Below are 20,387 nucleotides of genomic sequence, written 5' to 3'. Positions count from 1 at the left end.
TTACGAATTACGAATTAGCATACTTATGACCTGGAAATCATACGACTTAGACCAAGAAGCACAACGCCTAATCCTCAAACACCGCGACCAAAAAGGAGTCATTGGTCAATCTCACAAAATGCGAATCACCGTAGCATTCGGCTTAGAAAGATTTTGGGGAGAACAACTACGACTTTTAGACAAAGAACCACCCAAAGGTCAATATTGGCGCGATACCTGGAAAAGCTTTACCAAAATCATGCAACAGGCAGGAATTAACCTTCCCCAAGAAGATGTTACCAGTAAAGATACTCCAAAAATTCAAGAAATCGCCACCAAATTATGGCAACTTCCCATCGAAGACCAAAGAATTTGTTTAGCTGTTCTCACTCAATTTTGTGACAGCTTAGTTTGGTGGACTCAGCGCTATAAAAAATCCGGAGTTGGTGATGACGAATAGTAATGAAGTCCCCTTAATGTTTCAAGCCCAAATCTCAGGACGCGGGCAGATTCAATATATCAAAAATCCCGAACAGTCTGAAAGATGGGTTGATGAATGGCTAGAAGGTTCTGCAATAGACCCTCCCACATTTAACACCAATATTAAAACAAAAGAATATAAAATAACTTGGCGCTTTGTTTCTAATAGCGGACAAGATGAAGATATCATTCGCCCAGTCATCGCCGCTAAGGGATTTCCTTTTTACCCAGGCGCAAGTATGAAAGGCGCTTTTCTCCGTGCTTGTACCTCAGAACAGGGTGCAAGATATTGCGGTGGAAAACTAACTAGTAACGATACCATACCGGGAATTCTTCGCTTTCATGGGGGTTATCCCAAAGATGAAACTTGGGTTGAACAACCATTAATTGATGTAGTTCATCCCCAACAAAATTGGCAAATTAAAAATAACGATAGCCATTCAGCATTTATTCAGATATCCCTCTATCAACCTACCTTAATATTCGGCATTTCCAGCACTAAAAAAATAGAACTTAGTGAATGGGAGACTATCTGGAGTATTTGGGATAAAGCCATAGAACGAGGTATTGGTTCTAGGGTTAGTGCAGGTTACGGTCAACCCATAAATCACCCAGAAACCAAATTAGTCAGCGTTAATCTGCGTGGACGAGGATTAGCCTCACAATTAATCGATAAAACAGGCGAATTTCGTCCCAATATTTTTAAAGCTGCTTTACGCGGTCACACACTCCGGTTATTTAGTGGCGTTACCGATGAAAATACAGCCGAAGAATTAACCAGAGAACTTTGGGGAGGATTTGCAGGGAAAAATGGTGCTGTTGTCGGCCAGTTAGGAATTGCTTTTAATGCTGTTGATTTAGAGATGGATGTATATCGGTATGGGAATGTAACCATGCCTATTTATGAATTAAATACAGGGACTTTAAATATTCTCAGCATGGGTGAGATTTCAAAAGAATACAAAAAAGAATTAAAAACCTTAGCAACCCAAATTTTAAGATTTGCGATGCTGCTTGGTGGTTTTGGTAAATCGTGGCGACGCATTAACCACCAGATATTTTTTCCAGACTATTTAAATGGTAAACCCATGATAGGCTGTCATTGGGAATTGACCAAACAATCAAATCAATACTACTTCCCAGTAAATAGTCTCAGTCATATCACTAATATCCTGAATGATATTCATAAAACTCTAAATAACTGGCTGAAATTAAAAGAAAAAACCCCAACTAATAAATTAACTTCTTGGCGTGAATCATTCCATCCCCAAAAAGTCCAAGTCTGGGGACGCATTGCCCAAGATGAAGATGATAGTTTAGCTGTGAGATGGTTTCACGGTAATTACCAAGGAAGCAACTCAATTAAAGGCTCAAGTCTCACAGGTAAAATGAGTCAGATTGGGAGAATTTGGCATCGAATGTACCCGCGCTACATCAAAAACAAAGAAGGAGAAATGAAGCGGAAGGGAAGAGAATTTGTAGAGTTACTCACAATTTTCCCTGATAAAAAAGATGAGAGAACACAAGAATTTTTAACTTTCTTAGCAACCAGCGACTTTACCAAACTTTGGGGAGAGTAAATTATGACTATTTGGATTGTCACCACAGGTAATAGTGATGTTATTCTCAAAAATGATAAAAGTTGGGGAAGTTTGTACGATGAAATTAGATATGATTTAGAATGTACAGAATTTGCTTCACCTCTACCACTAGACCCCAAAGATAAAAGTGCTGGTTATACTATACCTGCGAGAGTTTTAGGTTTAGTATATGAAAAGCAGCCTGATTATTACAAGTCAGATTTAAATTTTCCGCTTCTTGATACTTATTATCAATATTTTGAAGATAACAATATCAAGCCGGAAAGAATTATTATTTTGTTGACAGACCAAACTAAAATATTTAAACAAGACCAAATTATTTATGAAAAGTGTCCCTATTGGCAAGATACTTGTACGCTTAAACCTCTATTAGAGTGGTATTTGAAAGATAAGTTTAAGTCTCAGCCATAATTTTTAGAGATAATACCAATCAACGCAAATAAAGGTATAGATAATTGGAATGAAACCCTTTCTTTGGTAGAAGAAGCATTCTGCAAATTAGACTATAATTCACTCAAACCAGTTTATGTTAGCCATCAAGCAGGGACACCAGCCATATCTTCGGCTGTGCAATTTGTCAGCTTAGGTCGATTCCAGAAAGTTAAGTTTTTAGTTAGTAATGAATATTTTGATGAAAATTACGATAAAAAATCTAAATCAGAAGCTATTGAAAGTTCTAACTATTGGCGAGGAATGCAGATTCAAAAAGCACAGCAGTTAATTACAAGTGGCTTCCCTGGTGCTGCACTCAAAATATTAGAAAATATAACCGGAATAGAAAAAGCTGCCATTACTGAATTAGAAAATATTGTTGATTTCTTTAATCTCCATAGTCCTCTAACAGATAGCAGCCAAGATTTTGCCATTCCTCAAGCTACCCAGCGTATTGTTGATGCTCTTGACCTCATAGGATTTTTCTTCAATCAAAGAAATTATCTTCAAGGAATTACTCTTCTGGCGGCTGCTCAAGAAACCTTTTTAAAGGTGGCTATTTTATCACAAGTAGCGATGATTAATGAAACTATTACTTTAAATGGGGACTCTCGAAATGTCTCCGAGCTAATTGAATGGGTTCCACTAGGTTTATCTTTAGCCAAATCTATCAAAAATGAAACGAGTACTTTTAAAATCAATGTTTTACAAAGTCTCCAATTTCCTATTGAGAAAATTAAAAATAATAATTTTGGAATAATAAATAAAAATGATTCATTAATTGATTGGTTAAAAAAGCTAGATAATAGTTTTTCTGATTGGCCTTTACTGAGATGGTATTGTAATAAAGACAGATATGCTAATGATGACCTTCGTAACCAACTAATGCATAACTTGCGTGGTGTTGAAGATAGGGAAGTAATTGATTATTTATTGGGATATAAAAATCATCAAGTTAATGATGTTATGTCAGCTTATGTTTATGATGTTAAGCAACCATTTTTGAATGCTATTAATTATTTTAAGCTTGGTTATAAAAGGGAGAAGTTGAATAAGAAACTTCAAGAAATAGCTGAGTCTCTTATTTAAGGGATAAAGATATATAGGATTACTATTTGATTTTTGAACGAAGTTAAGTATTGTAGAGTGAGTTAGAACGGAGTTCGTAACGCACTATTATCACGGGTTTGATGCGTTACGCTGTCGCTAACACATCCTACGTATACGCCTTACAATTGCTGGCTTGGCTTTAGTAACGCACTATTATCACGGGTTTGATGCGTTACGCTGTCGCTAACACATCCTACGTATACGCCTTACAATTGCTGGCTTGGCTTTAGTAATAAAAATCGCGTTACGCTGTCGCTAACACATCCTACGTATACGCTGTCCGTGGTGTGTAAGTCGCTTCTCTTCGGAGAAGCGGAATTAATGGAAACATACCCTTATCGGTTCCCTTGTCATTTTGTACATATATTTTTCTTAATTTCTATCATGCAAGACTTTGAGCGAATTAACCCTTTCCCTATTTCCCCCTAAAAAGGGAGAATAGGGTGAAAAGGGATAATTTAGCGTAATTACTAGTTCTCTGAAGTTTCCTGAGAGAACTTTTTATGGATGGTTTTAGTGGATTCCCCATCAGCCGCGACTGTGATGAGATAGTCCATTAAACCATCTGAAAAGGGAAGACGTAGGTGGAAAGTTCCATCGGGTTTGACTTTGACGGGATGTCCACTAATGTTGACGTTTGTATTTGGTTGGGTTGCTCCGTGAATAATTAACTCAGCATCTGCTACAAACCAAAAATCTTCGTGGGAACGATTGAAAACGCGAACGTTAGGCGAACGGGCGATGAGTAACCAACGTAGTTTACCGCCGTAGGCATCGCTATCAGCAACATAACCAATTTCAACCATATAGTCGCGATCGCTCACGGGAATGGCCACAAAGCGATCGCGGGCTACTTCTTCACATTCATACTGCTGGATAAGTTGAGGACTTTGATAACTCAAGTCAATCCCTGTCACATCATAGAGCCGCACTACTAATTGAGAACCACCTTGTTGATGCAGTGCTTCATTCTGAGTCGGGGAAATGTGCCAAGAAACATAAGCCCATTTGGGAGTACGGGCTGTGAGCAGTATTTTGCTTTCTTCTTCACTACTCTCTTCTTCTACATTTACCAAGTCAACAGCTGTTTCGCCCGCTAATGCTACATCTTCAAAGTTAATAGCTGTTTCGCTGGCTAACGCTACATCTTCAATGGGGGAATCTGTATGAACGGGACTGAAGACACGAACAATTCCTGAACGGGCAATAAATAACCAGCGTAGTTTACCGCCGTAGGCATCGCCATCAGCGACATAGCCAATTTCAGCTATGTAATCGCGATCGCTGATGGGAATTTCCACGAAGCGATCGCGTGCTGTCTCGTCACATTCATACTGCTGGACAAGCTGAGGACTTTGATAACTCAAGTCAGCCCCAGTTGTATCATACAGCCGCACTACCAATTGATAGCCGCCCTGTTGACGCAGTGCTGCTTTCTTGGTTTCGGATATCTCCCAAGAGACATCAGCCCATTGGGAAGTGCGAGGTGTCAGAATAATACTGCTGTGTTCTTCACCAATCTCTTCTTGGGTATCTACCAAGTCAATATCTGTTTCATCTGCAATCGCTACATCAACGATGGGATCTGGATGCACTGGACTGAAGAAACGAACAACTGCTGAACGGGCGATGAATAACCAGCGATCGCCATCAGCGAGATAGCCAATTTCAGCGATATAATCGCGATCGCTGAGGGGAATATCTATCAGTCCGTCGTCTGCTGTCTCTTCAGATTCATACAGCTTGACAAGCTGGGGACTTTGATAGCTCAAGTCAATGCCTGTGACATCATACAGCTGCACTATCAATTGAGAGCCGCCCTGTTGACGCAGTGCTGCCTTCTTGGTTTCAGAAATTTCCCAAGAGACATGAGCCGATGTATAAGTATAAGGTGTGAGAGAAATACTGCTCTCTTCTTCTAAGTGAATATCTGTTTCATCCGTAGTCGTCAGACGATCGACGATTGGATCTGGATGCACAGGACTGAAGAAACGAACAATTCCTGAACGGGCAATAAACAACCAGCGTAGTTTACCGCCGTAGGCATCGCCATCAGCGATATAACCAATTTCAGCGATGTAATCGCGATCGCTGAGGGGAATCTCTAGCAAGCGATCGTGTGCTGTCTCTTCACATTCATACTGCTTTACAAGCTGAGGACTTTGATAACTCAAGTCAATGCCAGTTGTATCATAGAGCCGCACTACCAATTGAGAGCCGCCCTGTTGACGCAGTGCTGCTTTCTTGGTTTCAGAAATTTCCCAAGAGACATGAGCCAATGTAAAGGTATGCGCTGTGAGCAAAATACTGCTTTCATCATCGTCAATAGCTGTTTCGGCTGCGATCGGTACATTGTCAACCGGAGTATTAGTTTCTCCTTGGGTATCTGATGCAAGATTGGTAGCCCAGGCTCCAATCCCTGCACCTGCTGCTAAAGCCGCAACGTCTGCAAAATCTATGGAGTCATTTTCAGCAACACCTTCTCCAACGGTTGGCTCTGGTTGAGATTTTTCGTCTACCATATCGATTGGAGGTTCTGCTGCATCCGCTACCACATTGAATACATCTTCTTCTGACAATTCTGGTAAATCGACCTGTGAAGATGTTGGTAACGGTGATGGTTCTGCTTCACCAGACTCTGGAAAGGGCAATTCATCTACTGGGGCTATATCTTCAGTTGAGGTTATACTCTCTAGCCAATTCAATTCTGCCTGAAGTTCGTCATCTATCTCATCTTCACTAACTTCTGTGTCCCAATATCCAAAATCAGATGTTGCTTCTGGCACATCTGGCAATTCTGGCAGTGGGCTTGTTAGTTCAGATGAAGGCAGTTCCACACCAGATGCCTCTTCTGGAATATTAGCCAGGTGAGGATAGGAAGTATTTACTACAGCTGCTGGGGCTTCTATGTCCCATGCAACCTCATTAGAATCAGGGGGATTTGTCTCCGGATAATTATTTAGCTCGACCGTCTCATCAATTGCGTCTGTTTCTGTTTCTTTGTTATTAAAGGTAGACCAGGTAGCTGCCCCGATGCCCGTTGCTATAGCTGCACCACCGGTTAAAGCTGCGGCTCCCGATCCATTAGCTACGCTAGAGGTTGTACCTGTACCTTCATAAAGGTTAGAGGTGCCATTAGTTGCCTCTTGGACTAAATTTGATGTCCCTTGAGGACTATTCTCATTCAGGTCAGATTGTGTTTGAGCATAGATATTGAAGGGAGTGCGATCGGGGGTTTCTTGATCTTGGAAGTGTGCTATTGGCTGTTCCTCTAGCATCGCTCCGTTAAGAGAAGAAACAGTGCTGGCGTTGAGTACCGCCATTTCTTCATCCTCTGTCTTAGGTGGATGAGGATTTGATTCTGGTAAGTTGTCTGTTCGATCGGAGGGCGATGGGCGTTTTCCTAGAATCCACCATAGTAAAGATCCACCTACAGTTATAAAAAATAAAGGTAGGAGCAACCAATATGGTGTTTCCTTATTTACAATTGGACTGTTTTGTGCAGTAGCAGGAGCGACAAAAGGTTGGTCGCCAAATGCAGAAGCAGTGGCATTAGGGGAAGCTGTAGCAGCAGGTTTTGTCTGGGCAATGGGGGAAGGGGTGACAATAGGTTGCGATCCATTGGCTGCGATCGCAACTGCTTCTGCCGTTATACCTTGTTCTATAGCCTGCTGTCCTGGCGGTGCAAGGGTAAAGCCGAGAAAATCCACTATGCTTAAGCCGGGATTTTTTTTGTAAACGTAAACTAAAGGTTGCGAGAAGGGATATTTTGCATCATCTGGGGAGGCTTGATGTAATTGCAGAACTCGCACATCTTTCAATTTCGACACCTGATTAGCTAACACATAGCTGATGCCGTCTTTGCCCAGTTGTTTGATGATTTCTGCGGTATTATCCTCTGTTAGCTGGGTAGCATTAGACCCTGTAGCAAATTCAGCAGTCTTAAAGGCTGGATAAGTGCGAAAAGTATTGCGAGTCTCACTTGTATTCGGGCGATCGATTAAGCGAATCTTCCCTGGAGGCCCACCCAGTTGTGACCAATTTGTAATTTGTCCCCGGAAAATCCGGGCGAATTGCCTACTAGTCAAGCTGCCTTTGAAAGGATTATCAGCACCAACCACGATCGCAATTTTCTCACGGCGCAAGCGGACTTGCTCTAGTCCTTGGGTTTTTTCTGCTGGTGTCAACCCACGCCCCATTGCTACTATGTCGATTTTGCCATCTAGTAACTCTTTCAGTGCTGTATCAGTGCCATTAGCAGCAACTTCGACCTTAGTACCCGAAAACTGTTTTTCAAAATTATCTTTCAGGCTTTGGTTGATTGCACCCAAGCTACTTGAACCATCAATCCGAACTGTCGTCCCATTTTGCACTGTTTGCGGCAGTGTAAAAGCAGGAGAATTAGGTTTAGATTGAGCCAGTATGGGTTGTAATACCAGGAAACTTGCTGCCATTGGAGTGGTAGCTAAGGAAATCCATAGTACCAGCCTGATTATCGAAGTATCTTTTTTTTCTTGTTGCCACATAAGCCTCTTAATTAAAGTAAAAAATAGAAAGCCTACCAGTCTTAAATCACAATCTTGTTAGGGATTATGGAGGAGACGCGCTAATTATACATCTGAGTTATCTTTACTTCTAAGTTCCTTCAGCGCGTTTGTATTGATTTATACTGTGACTGAGATTGTATAACATGATAATTTATACTCTAATTGCCAGAGTCTGTTTACTATAAAATGTTCTAATTTATATTGCAACTTATACCAAATTGCAAGCTTATGGCCACAATTATGAATTATTGAATTATTAAAACTGGTAAAGTCTAGCAAATTCAATATTATTTAACAATATTATTTTCATTAGTGCTAAGTACTGGGTATCCTAATGTCTTAACCGAGTACTTGATTGTTCAAGGTGGATAAAAATTTTGGACAATAAATTCCTCTTTAAACTCTTGCCTCTGTGTTCTCTGCGCCTCTGCGGTTATATAAATTACTTTTAAACCCGCAGAGGCACAGAGAAGCCAGTGCGTTGTGGAGGGGTAATTGTTCAGCACTCAGAGGAATCTACTATATTTTTGAGATAACAATGGCAATCGGGCTTATCAATCAGTGACTCCACCAAAGCATTTAAAGCAGTAGCAGCTAAAGCGCCACCTCCCAAAGTTCCTTCAACTGTAATAAAAGGTATCCCTTGTTGCATCAGTTGTCGCTTGGCTGCGGGAGCATGACTAAAGCCAATAGGCATTCCAATTACTAATGCAGGCTGAATTTTTTGGTTAGACATCGCTTCACAAACTTCTACAAGGACTGAGGGAGCATAACCAATTACCAACACGCAACCCCGATCTACTTGCAGCAATTTTTCTCGCCATTGTCGATGTTGCCAAAAAGCAACTTCTGCTTCTGTGGCGGTGGTAATATGGGGATTATCAATCAAAGTTTCAGTGTGGCATCCCAAGTGAAGTAATCGGGTTTGATCTAAAGCAGCAGCAACGGTTTGGGTATCGACAACAATTTGACAGCCTGAAGATAAGGCTTCTCGACTAGCTGCGATCGCACCTCGGCTCAATTTCACAAAGGACACTAAACTGACATCGCCACAAGCCAAAACCAACTGAGAAATTAAGTGTTGTTCAATTTCCGAACGCTGAGACAAATCTGGTAGTAAGCGTTGTAGTGATTCGGAAAAAGCTTCCGAATGAGTATGAATTTCGGCATCCAAACCACTCCAGAGGTTTTCCAATCCCCCCAATCCGGCTTGAGTTTCGACATCAAGTAACTTCAGTTGTGCCAAAACTTCCGCCTGGATAACTTGACAATGGCGATCGCGCCCCAATAATCCTTCTAATGCTGATGCAGTTTGGCGCAGTTGCGAAATTTGTTGCATCACCGCCCGATATTGCTGCTGGAGTTGTCCCATGAGGTTAACAGTTGTGTCAGCTTCTGGTTCCACTTCCAAAATATTGCGGATGTGGTTTAGCTGAAACCCTTGCTGCTTCAGTGCAACAATCCTTTGCAACCGCAGAACATCTTTTTTAGTGTAGAGACGGTAATTGCTGTGCGATCGTACTGGTTGCGGTAACAATCCCAATTGATGATAATGTCGCACCATCCGCGGAGTTAAACCGCCGCCTACCAAATGCGTTAACTGCTTAATTGTTAGATCGCTGCTTTTGATTTCCACAAATTATAGTTTTAAAGAAGTTAATTATTGTTGAGAGGGCGTTTAGAAAAGGCGATGTATGATGATAAGCCACTGCGTGTCTACGCTTTTAACTTAGCTTAGTCAAACTACCTGCTAGCCAATAATTTTTTCTGTGTATTAGCTGCTTGGATGACGTTGTTATTGCTCGTAAATACCTGAATACCTGGAACAACAGTATAATCCATGTCATCTGTGATAATTTTAATTTTCCCTGCTCCTGCCCTGCTAATAGCTTCGAGGAGTAGTAGGTCATAGCCATCAACAGCTTGAGTTTGAAATCTGTTTAGTGCTGCATCAGTTGTTGCGTCATCTACTGTCAGATTAACAGGAACAGCAAGCGCCTTCACTTGACTCCAAGCTAACTGAACTTCAGCAACAACATTCATCCGTTCATTTGGGTAATTATGACGATATTCTTTAAGTGGCAAAAGCCCATGCGATTTTGTATAAATGTTATATTCAGTTTTCTCAATGATATGAGCCAATTCAGCCAAAATTAGCCCTGAATATGTCAGTGTCGCTCCATTTACAAGAGCTTGATTAATATATTTGAGATAATTGCTGAATCTGGAAGTTTGAGTACCAAATCCAGCATTTGTATAAGTTTGCCAAAACCAGACGTTGGTATCTACAAGAAAAATATCATCCTGCTGGGGATTATCAGTTTTGATATCGATGATATCAGCTTGGATGTTAAGATTAACCACCATGCCTTAAAAAGTTGCAGCCTTTTCTGTGATTACTTCATCAACCGCATTACGAAATTGCTCATCAGAATAGTAATGCTTCGCATTGGCAATCACACGTTCAAGAACATTCCACCCCTCAGAACTTATGGCAGTGAATTCAACTAGCCGATTAAGGTTATCTGCTGGAATATCTTTCAAGAGATGACCGATCGCAAAGTTGAAAAAAGGAGAAGCAAACACCTGAACTCCAGTAAAATCTAATTCTACAGGGTTGCCAGCAATCAGAACTGGATGAATCTGGTCATATACCTTCTGCCCACTCTCAGCGCTGATGGCGTATTTCCCGACGAGATCAAAAATTTTGTATGCCATTCCTCTATCTCCGTCTTTAAAATAACCGCTTCTTAAGTTGATGAGCTTCAGTTGCTAGGCAATAGTAAGATTCATCACACCGAAGTGCAATATTAATCAGGGTTCCCTTAAAGTTAGTACATTTGTTCTCATATATAATATTATCGCCTATATTGACATATCCGTCATTACTAAATATTGTAAGGTTTCCATGATTTTTTACGATGAACTCCTGCAATAAATTTAAGCCTGCGCCACGGGAGACACTGTTTTGCTTAGTGCTATTTCCCGGCTCAAATGCCCACTCTAGAGCCTCATTCGCAGTCATGTCTAAGTTCTGAGGTAGAGAGCGAACACTAGTAGGGATACCAATACCAAAGTCGATGACTGTCAGATGAAGAAAACCAAGTTTGGGGTAGTGCTGACCACATCTGAACACCCCCACAGTAGATTGACTACGATCAAATGCATTAAAATATATCTCTAAGACTCGCCCTGTAATTGCATCTTGTAGTCTTGGACTGATATTGACCCAACCTTTGCCCAGCCAATTATATTTCAGGTAATCTGCAATAACATTAAAATCCTGATGAAGATCGTTCCGGTAAGGTATGGAGTTGCCGTCCCAAGGTTTCCTGTCACAACCAAAATCACACAGGAAGCCATTCTGAGCCAAGTTCATACTAATTTTCTCTGGAAGTGTATTCCAATCGAAAGCGAGAGAGCCGCCACGAGCTTCGATAAAACGGAATAGTCCCCCCAAAAAAGCAACGCCATAGTGTCCCAAGAATTCACAGTAGTGAAAATCTACCTTGATATTTAAGCAATCTTGGGGTAGCTGCTCAATTTCATCCCTGAGTTTGAATAATTTATTAAAGTGATAGAGATTATCATCAATCGTGGTTACATAAAGAATTAAATTTGGTTGGTTTTTAGTCTCTAACAGCAAGATAACTCCAACTATTACAGATATTTATTATTTATTTATATCTTGAACTTTAACACTGGTATCAACAAAATTTAGCGCTTTTTTGCGATTTTGGAGTGTTCTATAGCAATCATTTTCATCCTCTAATCAAAAATTTGAAGATTTACAAATTAGCGGACTATACCCAGAATAAAACACACACTAACATAGAAAATCAATCTGCGAACCTACTCACTCTGTGTTTCAAAATCATTATAAACCTTGACATTAACATTAATGTCAAGGTTTAGCGTGAGAGAGTCACTATAAATTCATCTCTCATGCTCTACCCCCAACGTTTCAACCAATTCACCAGAGAACACGCAGATACTGTAGCAGCCATTTCGTGTGGCTTACTGCTATTTCTCGGATGGTTCGCCTTGCATCTCGGTTGGTTGGGATTCGCATTCCTGCTGCTACCTGCTGCTTATGTAATTGGTGGTTACGAAAGTGCGCGGGAAGGATTGACTACCCTTTTCAAGGAAAAAGAACTCGATGTAGATTTGCTGATGATTGTGGCGGCGATTGGTGCTGCTAGCCTCGGCTTATGGCGAGGAGAATATCATCTAATTATTGATGGGGCAATTTTGATTTTGATTTTTGCTATCAGTGGCGCATTAGAAGGCTATGCAATGGCGCGAACTGAGCGCAGTATCAGGAGTTTGATGAGTTTGACACCAGATACAGCCAGAGTTTTGCTTCAGGGAAGGGAAGAGGAAGTTCCGATTAGTCAGCTAAAAGTCGGTGATGAGATTGTCGTCAAACCTGGAGAGCTAATTCCTACTGATGGGATAATTTTATCTGGTTACAGTAGTCTCAATCAAGCTGCAATTACAGGCGAGTCTTTACCTGTAGAGAAAACAGTGGGTGCAGAAGTATTTGCCGGTACGCTCAACGGCTATGGCGCATTGCAAGTTAAGGTACACAAACCAGCCCAAAGCAGTTTAATCCAGCGTGTGATTCGCTTGGTAGAACAAGCACAGACAGAAGCACCACCTTCGCAAGAGTTTATCGATCGCTTTGAAAAAGGATATGCCAAAGTAATTGTAGTAGCCGGGGTATTGCTGGCAACTTTACCGCCATTTATTTGGGGTTGGGATTGGGAAACGACAATTTATCGGGCGCTTACTTTTTTGGTGGTAGCTTCTCCCTGTGCGCTGATGGCTGCAATTATGCCCACACTGCTTTCAGGAATCGCCAATGGTGCAAAACAGGGGATTTTGTTTAAAAATGGGGCGCAGTTGGAGAAGATTGGCAAAGTGAGAGCGATCGCATTTGATAAAACTGGTACTCTGACAACAGGACAGTTGCAGGTATTCCAAGTAATTCCAGTTAGTGAATACACTCAAGCAGATGTATTAAAAGCCGCAGCTAGTGTGGAATCCTATTCAGAACATCCCATCGGTAAGGCAATTGTGCAGGCGGCTGGTGAAACAGTTCGAGTCTTGGCGGTTCCCGTCGAGTCGAAACTGTTGAACCCGAAGGGTGATTTTGATTTGGTTGGTGCAATCCAAGTGCAAGCCATCCCTGGACAGGGAATTGTCGGAATTGCTCGAGAACAACAGGTAATTGTGGGCAATGCCGTTTTTATGCAGCAATATGTGACAAATTTACCTGAAGAATTGCGAGAAATGGCTCAATCTTTGGAGCAAGAAGGTAAAACTGTGGTTTGGGTAGCACAGGGAAATATAGCAGAGGTAATGGGTGTAATTGCGATCGCAGATGAAGTCAGATCGCAAGCATCCGCAACCATTACCCGGTTAAAGAAACTGGGAGTTGAACAAATTGTCATGTTAACCGGGGATAATGAAGAAACTGCTCACAGTGTCGCCAAAGCAGTCGGAATCGATCGAGTATATGCTCAACTTCTACCAGAAGATAAGCTAGACGTTATCCGCCTTTTACAGCAAAAGTATCAAACTGTGGCAATGGTGGGCGATGGAATTAATGATGCACCAGCTTTAGCCCAAGCATCTGTGGGTATAGCGATGGGAATATCTGGTAGTGATGTGGCATTGGAAACCGCAGATATAGTACTGATGGCAGACAAGCTAGAAAAAATTGCGGTGGCGATACATTTGGGGAGGCGATCGCAATCTATAGTCAAACAGAATATAGTCGTAGCGTTGGGTTTCATTATGTTGCTTTTGGTGGGCAACTTTCTCGGAAGTATTAACTTACCCATTGGCGTGATTGGACATGAAGGCTCTACAGTATTAGTTACCCTCAGTGGTCTAAGATTGCTGAAATAAAGCACTTTTCTCTAACTGTCTAATCCGTTCCATTTGCAGGATGTTCCACTCATCTTCAGAATAGGGTGTGGTGAACCAGGCATCTAGTATTTCTTTGGCGATCGCTTCTGTAGTCGCACGTAAACTCAATACTAGGACATTCGCATGATTCCAAATCCGTGCCCCGCGTGCAGTCTCAGCATCATGGCATAATGCTGCACGTATACCAGAGACTTTGTTGGCGGCAATAGATGCGCCAGTCCCAGTCCAACAAAAGACAATTCCCTCATCTGCTTTCTGGGTTGCTACTGCCAAAGCAACTTTACTACAACTGAGGGGCCAATCTACTTCTAAATCATTCTCGGCTAAAGAACCGAAGGGTATAACTTCATGCCCACGTTGCAGAAGTTCTTCCACTATGCGATCGGTAAGGTTGGTGCGTTCATCACTGCCAATAGCGATTTTCATGCATTCCCCCTTAAAATTAGTCTTCCCCATCTCCTCATACTACGATGTTTATTAGGAGACAGGGAAATTGGGTATTGGTTATTCTCTTTGTCTTGTCCCCCTCGTCTCCCCTCTTCAATTAAGGCTTCGGACTACCCGCTTCTGCTGGTGCAGGAGTAATGGGAGCGCCATTCCTGATGTTGAGAATACCGGAAACAACAATTTTCTCTCCAGCTTTTAGTCCTTCGAGAACTTGATAATTATTCCCCTCAATAACTCCCAATTTCACGGGCTTTTGTTGAGCCACTAAAGATGGCGCTCCAGGTTTAGAGTTTTCTGCTGCTAGCGCTCCAGATTTAGAGTTCTCTGCTGCTGGCGCTCCAGGTTTAGAGTTCTCTGCTGCTGGCGCTTGAGCCACAAACACAAAAGTCTCTCCACCCAGGCGAGATACTGCTGTAACTGGAATTAAGATTCCTGGACGTTCATCCCAGATCACTTTAGTTTGCACTGACTGAAGATTAAGCAATCGATTTCTCAAATTGCCAAAGTTGGCTTTTACCAAAACTGTCTGCGAATCGGAACTGGCATTTGGGGAGATAAAACTGATTTTACCCGTTGTTGTGGGTTTGCCTTGGGCATCTAGCATTTGCACAGGTAATCCTAAGCGCAACTTTCTGGCTTGATTTAGCGGAATGGATATATTCAGTTCTAAAGAGTCGTTTTTAGTCAATGTGGTGAGTTGATCCCCTTGTGCAACATACTGTCCTACCTTGACTGGGATATCACCAACAATACCTGTGAAAGGAGCTAAGACTTTTGTGTATTGCAGTTGGACTTGAGCCGACTGGACTTGAGCGGCTGCTTGGCTTACTTGCGATCGCCCTTGGGCAATATCTTCTGGGCGGTTGCCGTTCACCTGTTGCCTATAGAATTGTTTCTGTTGTTCTAATGCAGCACCTAGCTGCTGGATATTAGCAGTTCTGCTTTTGCGGAGTTGCTCTAAGTTTTTCTCGGCTGCAACTAACGCTGCTTGGGCACTATCTTTGTTTTTGATGTATTCGTCTAGGGTATCTTGAGAAGTTGCCCCTTCTTTTGTTAATTGTGCATATCGCGTTGCTCGTGCTTGCGCTAGTACAAGATCGGATTTGGCAGAATTAACTTGAGCTTCAGCCTGCTGAACTTGCTGTGGTAGCGATCCAGATACGGCATCTTGATATTTTGCTTGGGCCTGATCTAGCTGGGCTTTGGCTTGGGAAACTACTTCTGTTCGAGTCCCTGCTTTGAGTTCGGCAAGATTTGCCTGTGCTTGTTGAAGTGCTGCTTGTTTTTCTCTTAGCACGGCTTGGGCATCATCAGTTTCTAGGCTAATAATTACTTGCCCTTGTTGAACGCGATTGCCCTCTTTGATCGAAATCTGGCTAATTCGCCCTCCAATCTGTGGTTTTATTGGTACAGACTGTGGAGCCTCTAAGGAGCCGATAAACCCCGAACTATCCTGCACAGTTTCAGTTTCCACAGTTGCTAGCTGGACAGGAATTGCCATCGGTTGACCAGCAGCTGCCCCTCCTGGTGGTGAATTGCTAGCATGACTAGTTTGCCACCAGCGCCAACCAAAACCAATGCCTCCAATTAATAGGATAATTCCCAAAATTAGAGGCCAACGCCGCTTTTGAGGTGGCTTAGGCGATCGCTCTACCAATGGTTGCGACTCTTGACTAGAATCAGTAACAGTAGGCTGTTGTATTTCAATTGGACGGGGAGAATCAGGGAACTCAGAATGGGACATCTTCAGTTACTCAGCTTGTGGATTTAGACTTGGGCAATCTACTCTTCGCTAAAAAAGCATTATTTTGAATAGTTTTTTAGCCCTTTTTTCTTGATGTTGGTGACAAATATAGGTTTGGGTCTTTGGGCGATCGCTCACGATGTCTAGCACCTAAAATGCATAAATATGATTCAGCGTATTCTGGTTAATTTGTATATTGCTTAACTCCGATGGTTTTTTGAAAGTGTAATTTATAAAACTGTCTTAGTCAGTAAAAGCTCAGTCTTTAAGTTAGAGAGAAAACACAGTTCATCTTGTTGTCGGCGAATTAACAAAACTTCCTATCTGTTGCAATGGCAAAGTGCTAATACCGCGGACAAATAAATTGACGCAAGTTTCCATGTAGCATTCGCGACTGTAGTCTAGTGTGGTAGGAATATCGCTAAAACGCAGAATACCGTGAAGCAACATCCCCATGAAACTATCCACAGATGCTTTTAAATCTATATCTGAAGATACTGCGCCCCGATCTTGACTTTTCTGCAAGTACACAACCAGCTGTTGGCGCAGCGATTTGTCAGTTTCATATAAGATCAGACGGGCGGCTTGGGGATGTCGCTTTGCTTCCCCAATAAATGTCCGAATTAGGTCTTCATGCTCCTCTATCATCTGGTTGCAAAGCCTTGCATAATTCTTGAGGTCAACATGTAGGTTTTGAGTCCAGTTGTCATCATGAGCTAAGGCTTGGGACTGTAAAGCGATCGCTTCGGTAATTACAGCAGCTAGTAATTGCTCTTTGTTCTGGAAATGACGAAATAATGTTACCTCATTGACCGCAGCAACACGAGCAATTTCTCGCGTTGTCGCTCCAGTTAAACCCGCCGTTGCAAACACTTTAGTTGCTGCCTTTATCAAGCGGGCGCGAGTTTGTGCCCTCCTTGATGTTAAGTTTTCCATAAGCGTTTGCAAGCACTTGCTTGCAATTCTAAGTACTTGCTTGCATTATAACTACACAGCAGACAATATTGGTATAAGTTATAGATGAGTTTATCCCTCTTGAGTCGGATTGAATACTAAACTTAGGGAAGAAAAAGGTATGGAGCGATGTCTTTTCTATGAGATGCTACGCGGAATGCGGGCTACGCTGATTAATTCAGCTTTATTAAGCAAGGTCTAGAGTTGCATCAAGTTATCCTCACAAAGAACAACGTCCAATCAATTAATGTCCTCTAGAATCCTATTTTTGAGCAGTCTCATCTTCCTACACTTAGGTCACCCGATCGGATGATTTAAAAATCACCCGATCGGGTGATTTAAATTATCCTAATCAGAGTTTTGTATGTGTAGCCGAAAGCCCAATTGTGACACTCACCCATGATTACAGAAGCCCATACTGTACCGTCAGATCGGTATGGGTAGTTCACACATCAACAACTGATTCCTTGGAATTGAATTTTGGCAAAATACCAATAGTTGATTTTCGATTAGCAACAATATGAGAAAAGAGCCATTCATACCGATCGAGTGCTTGTTCTAAAGAATAGTTTTCTTCAGCAAACTGTCTTCCTGCATGACCTAGCCTCACACCTACAATCGGATCGGTATATAAATCATGCACCGCAGCAGCCATTGCATCAGGCGATTCTGGCTCCACAATTATTCCACCACCACTAAGTTCGATCGCTCTAGCAGCAGTACCATTGGCAGGAACTGAACCTACAATCGGACGACCACTTGCTAGCAGCAGTGGTATTTTTGAGGGCATATTGAACGAAATCACATTGCGCTTTTGCACAATTAATCCCACATCAGATGCTGCTAGCATTTCGGGTAGTTTTTCTCGTGATTGCAACGGTAGCAGCAAAACATTATCTGCTCTATGTAATAGACAATATTCCTGTAACCTTTGCAATGCTTTTGATTCACCAACAATGACAAAGACAATATCTCTGATATGACGTAAGCAAACTGCTGCTTCTATTACTGTTTCTAAACCTTGGGTTAGAGCAATATTGCCCGAATAAAGGACTATAAATTTCCCATCTAGTTGATGACTAGATATCCAAGAGTTGTTCTGTTTCGGTAAAGGGCGGATGAAATTTACATTCACCCAATTAGGAATACAAACAATTTTATTAACAGGTACTCCCTTCCTGACTAAATTCTCACGAAACCCATCGGCGATGACGCTAATAGTGTGTGCAGTCCGATATGCAAATTTTTCTAAAACTGCAAGAGTTCGGATCATCCACTTATTTCTCAGTAGCCCAATACGCACAGCAGCTTCTGGTAAAATATCTTGCACATTCAGAACTAGTGGACAGTTATAGAACCAACTTAATATTGTTGCTGGCAAAATACCTAATAAAGGTGGAACGGTTAAGATAATCACATCTGGACGTTTACCTGTAAAAGCTTGGGGTAAGCTTGTGAAAATAAAGCTCAACTCCAGTAACAGCCGATCTACAAGGTTAGGTTTAGACTTAATTCTCAGGTAGCTTCGCTGAATGGTCACGCCATTTTTTTGTTCAGTAACGTACCATTTATCCCGATATCCATCGTAAATTTCGCGCTGAGGATAGTTAGGCATTCCGGTAATCACTCGCACTTCATGACCTCGCTTTACTAGTCCTTCTGCCAATTCAGTCATTAACGGAGCAATTCCAATTGGCTCTGGATAATAGTTGTAGGAATAGATCAGAATGTGCATGAGCTATTTGTGAATTTTGTGAACACAACCTGAGAACGGCGAATTTATTACTGATTTCAGTAGTATCTGAATATTTGTATTATTTAAATTTTGGTTGTAATTAGATTATGATTTTGTAAATCACAACTAAAATCAATTTTAACAAGGTATTAGTTTTGTTACTTGAGTAAGATTTCTCTACATAGGGTTTCCATTTATCAGCGATCGCTGATAAATGTTAATTATTTACTGATTTAAGTTTCTCACCATATATTATGTGATAACTCTTCACTTATTTGAAAGTGAATCTAATCGTTAATTTTACACTTAGGGGATTGTAGCATTATATTTAATTTCATGTATAGAACCAATATTCCGCCTTTTCAACTGGCACATGAAGTATTTTTAACTAAGTCATCAGTATTGCGTTGATTGATCAGCATCCAAGTTTTTCAGTAGTTCAAAGACACTAACTACTCAACACTAAGTCTTGAGTAGCTATCAATACGTATAGGTAAATACTGCATGAAGCCACGGGGTTAAGTGTAATAAATTAATGAAGATAAACACTTGTTTTGTGAAGTTTTGGAAAAAAATGCCAAGTCTATCCAACAAACCCAAGCTCAACTCTATCTATTTTGATGTATGCAGCAAGGTTTTTTAAGTGATTTCCAAAACCCAGTTAACTAAAAATCACGAGCGATCGCCCGATCGGAACTGATAAAGTTAAGCCAAAGTTAAAAACAGAAATACTGTTACCTAGAGTTTTCTAAAATTCTTAATTCTTCAGCTGTAGGCTTAGGGAGATCGGACTCAAAGCTACCTTTAGGACAACGGACTTCAAACATTAGATTATCACCAGTTTCGGCATCAAGCACTTGAGTCAATTTGGCATTTGATTTACAACGCCCACTATCAAAATCGATGCCACCTACATAATCAGCCGTAACTTTCCAAACCTTACGGTTCCCGTCAATATCGGGGTTATATTCTGTTGCAGGTTTAGCATCTTTCCACTTGAGGAATTTAATTTCTTTAATTTTCCGATTACCTAAAAGTTTAGTTACCTCATCTTGTGTTTTTAGTTTGAATCCGCTATCAGATTTGTTTGAGTTATCGCCATATTTTGCAGGTAAAGGAGGATTTGTTTCTGGCTGTTGCTGTTCCTCGTTAATAGCAAAACTTGTTGTTGAGACAAGTGCTATAGAACCCACAGCAGCCGACAGTATTAAAATAATTAAAAGTGCCTGTTTAAATGATTTTATCATCTTTTTCCAAGTGTTGCTGAGGCTGAGTCTTTATCATAAATCGGCATAGGTTCCACTTGTAAATGTATTTAAATTATCTTTTGATTCAAGTCCGAGAATAAACTTTCAATATCCAACAGATATATAATTTTGGTGGTACAAAAATTTGTGTCGCAATTAAGTATAATAGAATAC

At 41.3% G+C, this 20,387-nt stretch carries 15 protein-coding genes; 5 read left to right on the top strand and 10 right to left on the bottom strand.

All coding sequences use genetic code 11. The annotated features are described in order from the left end of the window. Window positions 1–25 precede the first annotated feature (25 nt). From CDG79_RS16045 to CDG79_RS16035, 4 genes are all read left to right on the top strand, one after another. Window positions 26–439 (top strand): hypothetical protein, encoded by a 414-nt coding sequence (locus tag CDG79_RS16045; RefSeq protein WP_094342995.1) that lies wholly within the window; start codon window positions 26–28, stop codon window positions 437–439. After that, window positions 429–2,039 carry a hypothetical protein gene (locus CDG79_RS16040; RefSeq protein WP_094342994.1) on the top strand — a complete coding sequence of 537 codons (1,611 nt, stop codon included), beginning with the start codon at window positions 429–431 and terminating at the stop codon, window positions 2,037–2,039. The genes CDG79_RS16045 and CDG79_RS16040 overlap by 11 nt, the downstream gene beginning before the upstream one ends. 3 nt (window positions 2,040–2,042) lie before the next feature. Next, window positions 2,043–2,471 carry a hypothetical protein gene (locus tag CDG79_RS43775; RefSeq protein ID WP_223278171.1) on the top strand — a complete coding sequence of 143 codons (429 nt, stop codon included), beginning with the start codon at window positions 2,043–2,045 and terminating at the stop codon, window positions 2,469–2,471. A 63-nt stretch (window positions 2,472–2,534) separates the two neighbouring features. Then, window positions 2,535–3,581 (top strand): hypothetical protein, encoded by a 1,047-nt coding sequence (locus tag CDG79_RS16035; protein ID WP_223278170.1) that lies wholly within the window; start codon window positions 2,535–2,537, stop codon window positions 3,579–3,581. A 491-nt stretch (window positions 3,582–4,072) separates the two neighbouring features. Here CDG79_RS16035 and CDG79_RS43770 read toward each other — a convergent pair whose 3' ends face one another. The 5 genes from CDG79_RS43770 to CDG79_RS16000 all read right to left on the bottom strand — a co-directional run bounded on the left by CDG79_RS43770 (window position 4,073) and on the right by CDG79_RS16000 (window position 11,795). After that, window positions 4,073–8,128 (bottom strand): DUF4912 domain-containing protein, encoded by a 4,056-nt coding sequence (locus CDG79_RS43770; protein ID WP_223278169.1) that lies wholly within the window; start codon window positions 8,126–8,128, stop codon window positions 4,073–4,075. A gap of 520 nt (window positions 8,129–8,648) precedes the next feature. Next, the gene (locus CDG79_RS16015) at window positions 8,649–9,779 is read right to left on the bottom strand and encodes a precorrin-8X methylmutase (RefSeq protein WP_094343004.1); all 1,131 of its coding nucleotides are present in this window, start codon (window positions 9,777–9,779) and stop codon (window positions 8,649–8,651) included. 113 nt (window positions 9,780–9,892) lie between these two features. Beyond that, entirely contained in the window at window positions 9,893–10,516 is a 624-nt protein-coding gene (locus CDG79_RS16010; RefSeq protein WP_094342993.1) for a hypothetical protein, read from the bottom strand. A 3-nt stretch (window positions 10,517–10,519) separates the two neighbouring features. Beyond that, window positions 10,520–10,867, bottom strand: coding sequence for an STAS-like domain-containing protein (locus CDG79_RS16005; RefSeq protein ID WP_094342991.1), 348 nt, complete (start codon window positions 10,865–10,867; stop codon window positions 10,520–10,522). A gap of 16 nt (window positions 10,868–10,883) precedes the next feature. Further along, the gene (locus CDG79_RS16000) at window positions 10,884–11,795 is read right to left on the bottom strand and encodes a hypothetical protein (RefSeq protein ID WP_223278168.1); all 912 of its coding nucleotides are present in this window, start codon (window positions 11,793–11,795) and stop codon (window positions 10,884–10,886) included. Window positions 11,796–12,094: 299 nt separating this feature from the next. On the opposite strand from CDG79_RS16000, the gene CDG79_RS15995 reads away from it, so the two are divergent. Continuing rightward, the gene (locus tag CDG79_RS15995; protein WP_094342989.1) at window positions 12,095–14,065 is read left to right on the top strand and encodes a heavy metal translocating P-type ATPase; all 1,971 of its coding nucleotides are present in this window, start codon (window positions 12,095–12,097) and stop codon (window positions 14,063–14,065) included. Here the strand turns inward: CDG79_RS15995 and CDG79_RS15990 are convergent. From CDG79_RS15990 to CDG79_RS15970, 5 genes are all read right to left on the bottom strand, one after another. Then, window positions 14,048–14,512, bottom strand: a complete 465-nt coding sequence (locus CDG79_RS15990; RefSeq protein WP_094342987.1) for an RpiB/LacA/LacB family sugar-phosphate isomerase — start codon at window positions 14,510–14,512, stop codon at window positions 14,048–14,050. The genes CDG79_RS15995 and CDG79_RS15990 overlap by 18 nt on opposite strands. A 118-nt stretch (window positions 14,513–14,630) precedes the next feature. Beyond that, complete coding sequence (locus CDG79_RS15985) at window positions 14,631–16,277, bottom strand: efflux RND transporter periplasmic adaptor subunit (RefSeq protein ID WP_094342985.1); 1,647 nt, start codon at window positions 16,275–16,277, stop codon at window positions 14,631–14,633. A 288-nt stretch (window positions 16,278–16,565) separates the two neighbouring features. Beyond that, the gene (locus tag CDG79_RS15980) at window positions 16,566–17,213 is read right to left on the bottom strand and encodes a TetR/AcrR family transcriptional regulator (RefSeq protein WP_094342984.1); all 648 of its coding nucleotides are present in this window, start codon (window positions 17,211–17,213) and stop codon (window positions 16,566–16,568) included. A gap of 463 nt (window positions 17,214–17,676) precedes the next feature. Beyond that, window positions 17,677–18,966: a glycosyltransferase family 4 protein gene (locus tag CDG79_RS15975; RefSeq protein WP_094342983.1), complete on the bottom strand. Its 1,290-nt coding sequence runs from the start codon at window positions 18,964–18,966 to the stop codon at window positions 17,677–17,679. Window positions 18,967–19,700: 734 nt separating this feature from the next. Continuing rightward, a complete protein-coding gene (locus CDG79_RS15970; protein WP_094342982.1) occupies window positions 19,701–20,213 on the bottom strand; it encodes a hypothetical protein in 513 nt (170 codons plus the stop codon). Window positions 20,214–20,387: the final 174 nt, after the last annotated feature.

The sequence above is a fragment of the Nostoc sp. 'Peltigera membranacea cyanobiont' 232 genome (genome assembly GCF_002245985.1).
Classification (GTDB): Bacteria; Cyanobacteriota; Cyanobacteriia; order Cyanobacteriales; family Nostocaceae; genus Nostoc.
This window is presented reverse-complemented; position numbering and strand designations above follow the sequence as displayed.

Excerpts from the sequence above, each read along its gene's own strand:
- CDG79_RS16045 (WP_094342995.1), top strand. The coding sequence starts at position 26 with ATGACCTGGAAATCATACGACTTAGACCAAGAAGCACAACGCCTAATC.
- CDG79_RS16040 (WP_094342994.1), top strand. The coding sequence starts at position 429 with ATGACGAATAGTAATGAAGTCCCCTTAATGTTTCAAGCCCAAATCTCA.
- CDG79_RS43775 (WP_223278171.1), top strand. The coding sequence starts at position 2,043 with ATGACTATTTGGATTGTCACCACAGGTAATAGTGATGTTATTCTCAAA.
- CDG79_RS43770 (WP_223278169.1), bottom strand. The coding sequence starts at position 8,128 with ATGTGGCAACAAGAAAAAAAAGATACTTCGATAATCAGGCTGGTACTA.
- CDG79_RS16010 (WP_094342993.1), bottom strand. The coding sequence starts at position 10,516 with ATGGTGGTTAATCTTAACATCCAAGCTGATATCATCGATATCAAAACT.
- CDG79_RS16005 (WP_094342991.1), bottom strand. The coding sequence starts at position 10,867 with ATGGCATACAAAATTTTTGATCTCGTCGGGAAATACGCCATCAGCGCT.
- CDG79_RS15995 (WP_094342989.1), top strand. The coding sequence starts at position 12,095 with ATGCTCTACCCCCAACGTTTCAACCAATTCACCAGAGAACACGCAGAT.
- CDG79_RS15990 (WP_094342987.1), bottom strand. The coding sequence starts at position 14,512 with ATGAAAATCGCTATTGGCAGTGATGAACGCACCAACCTTACCGATCGC.
- CDG79_RS15985 (WP_094342985.1), bottom strand. The coding sequence starts at position 16,277 with ATGTCCCATTCTGAGTTCCCTGATTCTCCCCGTCCAATTGAAATACAA.
- CDG79_RS15980 (WP_094342984.1), bottom strand. The coding sequence starts at position 17,213 with ATGGAAAACTTAACATCAAGGAGGGCACAAACTCGCGCCCGCTTGATA.
- CDG79_RS15975 (WP_094342983.1), bottom strand. The coding sequence starts at position 18,966 with ATGCACATTCTGATCTATTCCTACAACTATTATCCAGAGCCAATTGGA.
- CDG79_RS15970 (WP_094342982.1), bottom strand. The coding sequence starts at position 20,213 with ATGATAAAATCATTTAAACAGGCACTTTTAATTATTTTAATACTGTCG.